The 5,896-nt window shown below is 68.9% G+C and carries 5 protein-coding genes; all 5 read right to left on the bottom strand.

Translation table 11 applies throughout. The features are described from left to right. Positions 1–525: 525 nt before the first annotated feature. Positions 526–2,421: an ABC transporter ATP-binding protein gene (locus ACFR9S_RS02515; RefSeq protein WP_379732455.1), complete on the bottom strand. Its 1,896-nt coding sequence runs from the start codon at positions 2,419–2,421 to the stop codon at positions 526–528. Between the two features lie 84 nt (positions 2,422–2,505). Further along, a complete protein-coding gene (locus ACFR9S_RS02520) occupies positions 2,506–3,018 on the bottom strand; it encodes a hypothetical protein (RefSeq protein WP_379818000.1) in 513 nt (170 codons plus the stop codon). After that, on the bottom strand, positions 3,015–3,302 hold the full coding sequence (locus ACFR9S_RS02525) for a hypothetical protein (RefSeq protein ID WP_379732354.1): 288 nt from the start codon (positions 3,300–3,302) through the stop codon (positions 3,015–3,017). The genes ACFR9S_RS02520 and ACFR9S_RS02525 overlap by 4 nt, the downstream gene beginning before the upstream one ends. Before the next feature lie 40 nt (positions 3,303–3,342). Then, on the bottom strand, positions 3,343–4,767 hold the full coding sequence (gene lpdA, locus ACFR9S_RS02530) for a dihydrolipoyl dehydrogenase (protein ID WP_379818001.1): 1,425 nt from the start codon (positions 4,765–4,767) through the stop codon (positions 3,343–3,345). A gap of 2 nt (positions 4,768–4,769) precedes the next feature. After that, a partial coding sequence (locus ACFR9S_RS02535; RefSeq protein ID WP_379818002.1) for a 2-oxo acid dehydrogenase subunit E2 occupies positions 4,770–5,896 on the bottom strand: 1,127 nt, incomplete at its 5' end.

The raw sequence follows: 5,896 nt of genomic DNA on the forward strand, positions 1-5,896 counted from the left end.
GTCGGCGACCCAGACGGTGCCGGCGGCCGTGGCGACCCGGAGGACGAACTCGGCGGTGAGCTGTTCGCCGGCGACCCCGCGGGTGCCGCTGGAGCCGAAGACCTTCATTCGAGTGGTGGTTGTGTGCTGGGGGTCAAAGCGGTTCCGGAGAGGGAAAGTTGGTACTCGTTGTTTCCTGCGGTGTGGTGGGGTCTGTGACAGTAGCTTCGGCGATGGTGGGCTGGATGACTTCCGCGACAGCAACAGCAGCTCGATCGTTGGCACCTTGTGACCGCACCGCCCCGCACAGCCCACAGACCTCCCCNNNNCGGTGCGGTGGCGGTGGACGCCGCGGGCCGGCACCGGTCGCCGGCCCGCGGGGGAGGGGTGGGGACTCGGCGCTGCGCCGGGCTTCATGCCCGGCACACTGCGGTCGCAAGTGGTCAAGCATCGAGATGCTGTCGCGGTTGCTGTCGGATGTTCCGTTCCAGCACCTCGGGCAAAACTCACCACCAGATTTCCACCAGTTCTGAAAAACGAACCCACCTAATCGTCAGCGCTCGCCACGTTCGCCGAGCCGCCGGCCTGCATCGCCCAGAGGTTCGCGTAGTCGCCGTCCTCACGCAGGAGTTCGTCGTGGCTCCCGCTCTCGGCGACCTGCCCGTGCTCCATCACCACGATGCGGTCGGCGTCCTTGATCGTCGACAGCCGGTGGGCGATCACGAACGCCGTCCGGTCCTCGGTCAGCCGGTCGAGGCTCTGCTGGATCTGCTCCTCGGTCTCCGTGTCCACGTCGGAGGTCGCCTCGTCCAGAATGACGATCTCCGGGTCGTTCAGCAGCGCGCGGGCGATCGCCAGCCGCTGGCGCTGCCCGCCCGAGAGCTTCACGCCGCGCTCGCCGATCTCGGTGTCGTACCCCTCCGGCAGGTCGGTGATGAACTGGTGGGCCTCCGCGGCCTTGGCGGCCTCGACGACCGCCTCGCTCACCTCGCCCTCCTCGCCGTCGAGCACCGAGAGGTCGCCGTAGGCGATGTTCTCCTCGGCGGTCCCCGAGAACATGTAGGGGTTCTGCTCGACGATCCCCACGTGCTCGCGGAGCGCGGGGAGATCCCACTCGCGGACGTCGACGCCGTCGACGCGAACCGCGCCCGAGTCGACGTCGTAGAACCGCGGCAGCAGCTTCAGCAGCGTCGACTTCCCGGCGCCGGTCGTGCCCGCAAGCCCCACAGTCTCGCCCGCCGCCACGTCGAGGTCGATCCCGTTCAGGATCGTCTCGTCCTCGTCGTAGCCGAACGTCACGTCGTCGAACTCGACGCGGCCCTCGACTTCCTCGGGCACGTAGGCGTCCTCCGGCGTCGTCACCTCGGGCTCGTGGCCGAGGATCCCGAACACGCGCTCGGAGGAGGATTTCGCGAGCTGGTACTTGTTCGCGGTCTTCCCGACGCGGCGCATCGGCGCGTACAGCCGGCGCAACAGCATGAAAAAGGTCGCGACGACGCCGGCTTCGAGCGCGCTCGAGGAGCCGGTGATGATGTCGCTGCCGACGACCCACAGCATCGCGACGAACACCAGCCCCGTGACGACCCGCAGCGAGGAGAAGAAGGCGCGCCGGATTTTGATCGCGCCGACCTTCTCGTCGTGGTAGATCTCGCTCTGGTCGGAGACGCGGTCGAGTTCGAAGTCGTAGCGGTTGAACGTCTTGATCACCCGTGCGCCGCCGAGGTTGTTCTCCAGCCGGGAGTTCAGCCGCGACACCGTCTCGCGGATGCCGCGGTACTTCGGCTCGATCCACGTCAGGAACTTCCCCGACGCGAGGCCGATGATCGGCACCGGCGCCAGCGCGATCACCGCCACCTTCGGGGAGTACCAGAACATGATCGCCGCGATGCCGCCGACGGTCGCGACGACGCGGATCGCCTGCCGTATCTCGGTGTTCAAGAACTGCTCCAGCCGGTTCACGTCCTGATTCAGCACGGACATCATCGCGCCGGTCTGATGAGAGGCGAAAAAGCCCAGCGAGAGCCGCTGGATGTGGTCGTACGTGTCGTTCCGGAGGTCCCGCTGGACCTTCTGTGCGGTGGACATGAACAGGTACCGCGACGCGAAGCGGGCCAGCGACCGGACGACGTACGCCGCGCCGGCGATGATCACCAACTGTTCGAGGAACGCCAGTCGGGCCGCCTGCCCGCTGATCTGTCCCGAGGGGATCAGGCCAGCAGTGACCAGCAGGCCACCTTGACCGGTGCCGTTCCGGATCACGCGATCGATCGCGACCCCGACCAGCAGCGGCGGGATCAGTCGGGACAACCGTACCACGAACGCGGCGACGGTGCCCACGGTCAGGCGCCGCCAGTAGGGGATGCAGTAGCGCAGGAGCCCCTTCATCGAGTGGCCGTCGACCGACTGACGGATCTCGGAGAAGCTCCCGTGTTCGTCGCTCATTACGGTTCGAAACACGCTCCAGTCGGAAAGGTGTGGGGCTGGCGGACATGGGGACCGGTTCGAACGTCGGCGTTCCCGGCTGTGTCACCGGTCCCGCGCCACGTCGAACCCGCGGCCTTCGAACGCCGCGACGGCGCGCTCGAACGCCTCGTCGCCGTCGACGGCGTACAGCGACGGGAGCAGCAGCCGCCGCTTCCGGGTCTTGCCGTCGGTTCGGAACGTGAGCACCAGTCGCGGCCGAGTCAGCCCTTTCGATCCGCGCGTCGCGGCTACCGACTCGATCCGGTCCAGATCGAGGGAGTCGACCGACCGGTAGCCTCGCGCCCGGCCGATCAGCCAGCCGAGGCCGACCAGGCCGACCACGACCCCCGGCAGGCGCCACCGCCCGTGGCCGAGCTCCCACGCGAGGACGCCCAGCCCGTAGAGGATCGCGAACAGGTAGCCGGCGACGATCGCGCGCTGGCCGCGGCTGCCGCCGTGCCAGTAGTCCCGGAGCAGCGCGCGGAGGTAGCCCCCGATGGACTCCTCGAACCGGACGGTGCCGTCGACGAACCGCGCCCGGCCGCGCTTCGTCCGGATTTCCGTCGGCGGCGTCACTCGCTTTCGGCGTCGAGGTCGGTCGCCGAGAGCGGGACGGTCGACAGCCCGCCGGCGTTGCCGTTCTTGTAGGCGTAGACCACCACGCCCGCCTCCCGGTCGATAGCGCGTTTCAGCGTGCCGTTCGGGTCGCCCCGGCTCAGCGACGCGGTGTCGAGCTCCGAGAGCGAGTCCGGGTCGTCGTCGACGGGGGGACCGGCCGACGCGTCGGCGGACTCGTCGACACCCCAACTGCTCTCCGCGTCGCTGTCGTCGTCGGACTGCTCGTCGTCGAAGAGGGCCATAGTGGGCGTGTGGCCCCCGGCGTAGAAAGTGTACCGCCGACTACCGGTTCAGCGTGTGGATCGCCTGATCGTCGGCGTTCTCGGCGGCCTCCATCACGGCCTCCGCGAGCGTCGGGTGGGTGTGGACCGTCGACGCCACGTCCTCCAGCGTCGCGCCCATCTCGATCGCGAGCGCGCACTCGGCGATCAGTTCGCTCGCTTCGGGGCCGACGATCTGCGCGCCGAGGACGAAGCCCGCCTCCTCCTCGGCGACGATACGGACGAACCCCTCGCTCTCGCCGGTCGAGAGCGCGCGCCCGGAGGCGCGGAACGGGAACTCGCCGACGTTCGGCGTGAAGCCGGCCTCCTCGGTCTCCTCGTCGGTCATCCCCACGGTCGCGATTTCGGGGTCGGTGAACACGGCCGCCGGGATCGCCTGCTGGTCGAGCGCGGCGGGCTCGCCGGCGATCACCTCGGCCGCGACGATCCCCTCCTTGCTCGCTTTGTGCGCCAGCATCGGCTCGCCGGCCACGTCGCCGACGGCGAAGATGTTGTCGACGTTGGTGCGGGCCTGATCGTCGGTGTGGATGAAGCCGTTCTCGTCCACCTCGACGCCCGCGGCCTCGGGATCGAGGCTGTCGGAGACGGGCTGGCGGCCGACCGCGACGAGCACCTTCTGGGCGTCGTAGGTCGATTCGTTGCCGTCCTCGTCTTCGGTGGTGACGACGACGCCCTCGCCGGTCTCTTCCCACTCGCTTGCGACCTCGCCGAAGTTGAACTCGATGCCGAGTTCGTCGGCGCGTTTCTTGACCGGCCGGCTCACGTCGTCCTCGTAGCCCGGGAGGATGCCGTCGAGCATCTCCACGACGGTCACGTCGACGCCCATCTTCGCGAACACCGTCGAGAGCTCCATCCCGATGTAGCCCGCGCCGACGACGAGCAGGTCCTCCGGCGGCTCCTCCACGTCGAGCGCGTCCCGCGAGGACCAGATCGGGTCGTGCTCGAACTCGAAGCCGGGTACCTGGATCGGCCGCGAACCGGTCGCAATGATGGCGTGCTCGAACTCGATCGACTCCGAGCCCTGCCCGTCGCCGCCGTGGGCGATCCGGGCGGTGGAGTCGTCGACGAACGTCGCCTCGCCCTCGATCAGGTTGACGCCGTTCGCCTTACAGAGCTTCTCGACGCCGCCGGTGAGCTGATCGACGACGCCCTCCTTCCACTCCTGCATCTCGTCGGTGTGGATCACCGGGTCGGCGTGGACGCCCATCTCCGTCGCGTTGCCCGCGTCGTGGGCCACGTCCGTCGCGCTGATCAGCGCCTTCGAGGGGATGCAGCCGTAGTTGAGGCAGGTCCCCCCGTAGGCGTCCCGATCGACCAGCGTCGTGTCCAGTCCGTTCTGTGCGGCGCGGATGGCGGCGACGTAGCCGCCCGGCCCCGCGCCGATCACCAGTACCTCCGTTCCCGTCGTAACGTCTCCGACAACCATTGTTAGAGTAGTAGTTTCGTCGGCTCGGCCAGGTATTCCTTCACGGTGTTCGTGAACTGTGCGGCCTCCGCGCCGTCGATGACCCGGTGGTCGATGGCGAGCGAGAGCGGCAGCGTGTGCGCCGCGACGACCTCGCCGTCGTCGACGACCGGGCGCTGTTCGATCGCGCCGAGGCCGAGGATCGCGGTCTCGGGGTAGTTGATGATCGGCGTGGCGTACTCGCCGCCGAACGCGCCGAAGTTCGTGATCGTGAACGTCCCGCCCTGCATCTCCTGGGGCGAGATGGAGCGCTCGCGGGCCTTCGTCGCCAGCTCCTGCACCTCGTCGGCCAGTTCGAGCAGCCCCTTCTCGTCGACGTTCTCGACGACCGGCACCATCAGGCCGGCGTCGGTCGCGACGGCGATGCCGATGTTGTAGTAGTTCTTCAGCCGGATGACGCCCTCCTCCTCGTCGAGCTCGGAGTTGAGGATCGGGTACTCCTTCAGCCCGGCCACGACCGCCTTGAGGACGAACGCCATGTACGTCAGGCGGACGCCCTTCTCCTCGGCGGTCTTTTTCAGCTCCTCGCGGGTCTCGACCAGTTCGTCGATCTCCGCGGTGTCGTGGTGGGTGACGTGGGGCGCGGTGTACTTCGAGGTCGCCATCTGCTCGCCGATCGTCCGGCGAACCCCGCGGTAGGGGACCGTCTCCTCGCGTTCAGGCTCAGCGGTGGCGGACACCCCGGCTTCGGATCCGGTGGCCTCGGCAGCCGCTTCCTCCTCCCGCTCGGCGAACGCGCGCACGTCCTCCTTCTCGACGTACGCCTCGCCGTCGCGGCTCTTCTCGGTCGGCACGGCGTCGAGGTCGACGCCGAGCTCCTCGGCGAGCGCGCGGGTCGCGGGCGTCGCGAGCGTCGTCTCGCGCATCGCTTCCGGGCTGTCGCTCGCGCTCACGGTCTCGCTCGCGCCGGCGCCGGACGGCGGCGTCGGTGCCTCCTCCTCGCCGGGCGTGACGGGCGTCTCGGCGGCGGTCTCGTCGTGTACCTCGGCGGAGTCGTGGTAGGCGCGGACGTCGTCCTCGCTGATGCGACCGCCGGGGCCGCTCCCCTCCACGTCGGTGATGTCGACGCCGAGTTCGCGGGCCAGCCGTG

The organism is Halolamina salina, from assembly GCF_042678005.1.
GTDB classification, from domain to species: Archaea; Halobacteriota; Halobacteria; order Halobacteriales; family Haloferacaceae; genus Halolamina; species Halolamina salina.

Bases quoted from the DNA above. Each gene is read 5' to 3' on its own strand.
- ACFR9S_RS02525 (WP_379732354.1), bottom strand. From the start codon at position 3,302: ATGGCCCTCTTCGACGACGAGCAGTCCGACGACGACAGCGACGCGGAG.
- lpdA (WP_379818001.1), bottom strand. From the start codon at position 4,767: ATGGTTGTCGGAGACGTTACGACGGGAACGGAGGTACTGGTGATCGGC.
- ACFR9S_RS02515 (WP_379732455.1), bottom strand. From the start codon at position 2,421: ATGAGCGACGAACACGGGAGCTTCTCCGAGATCCGTCAGTCGGTCGAC.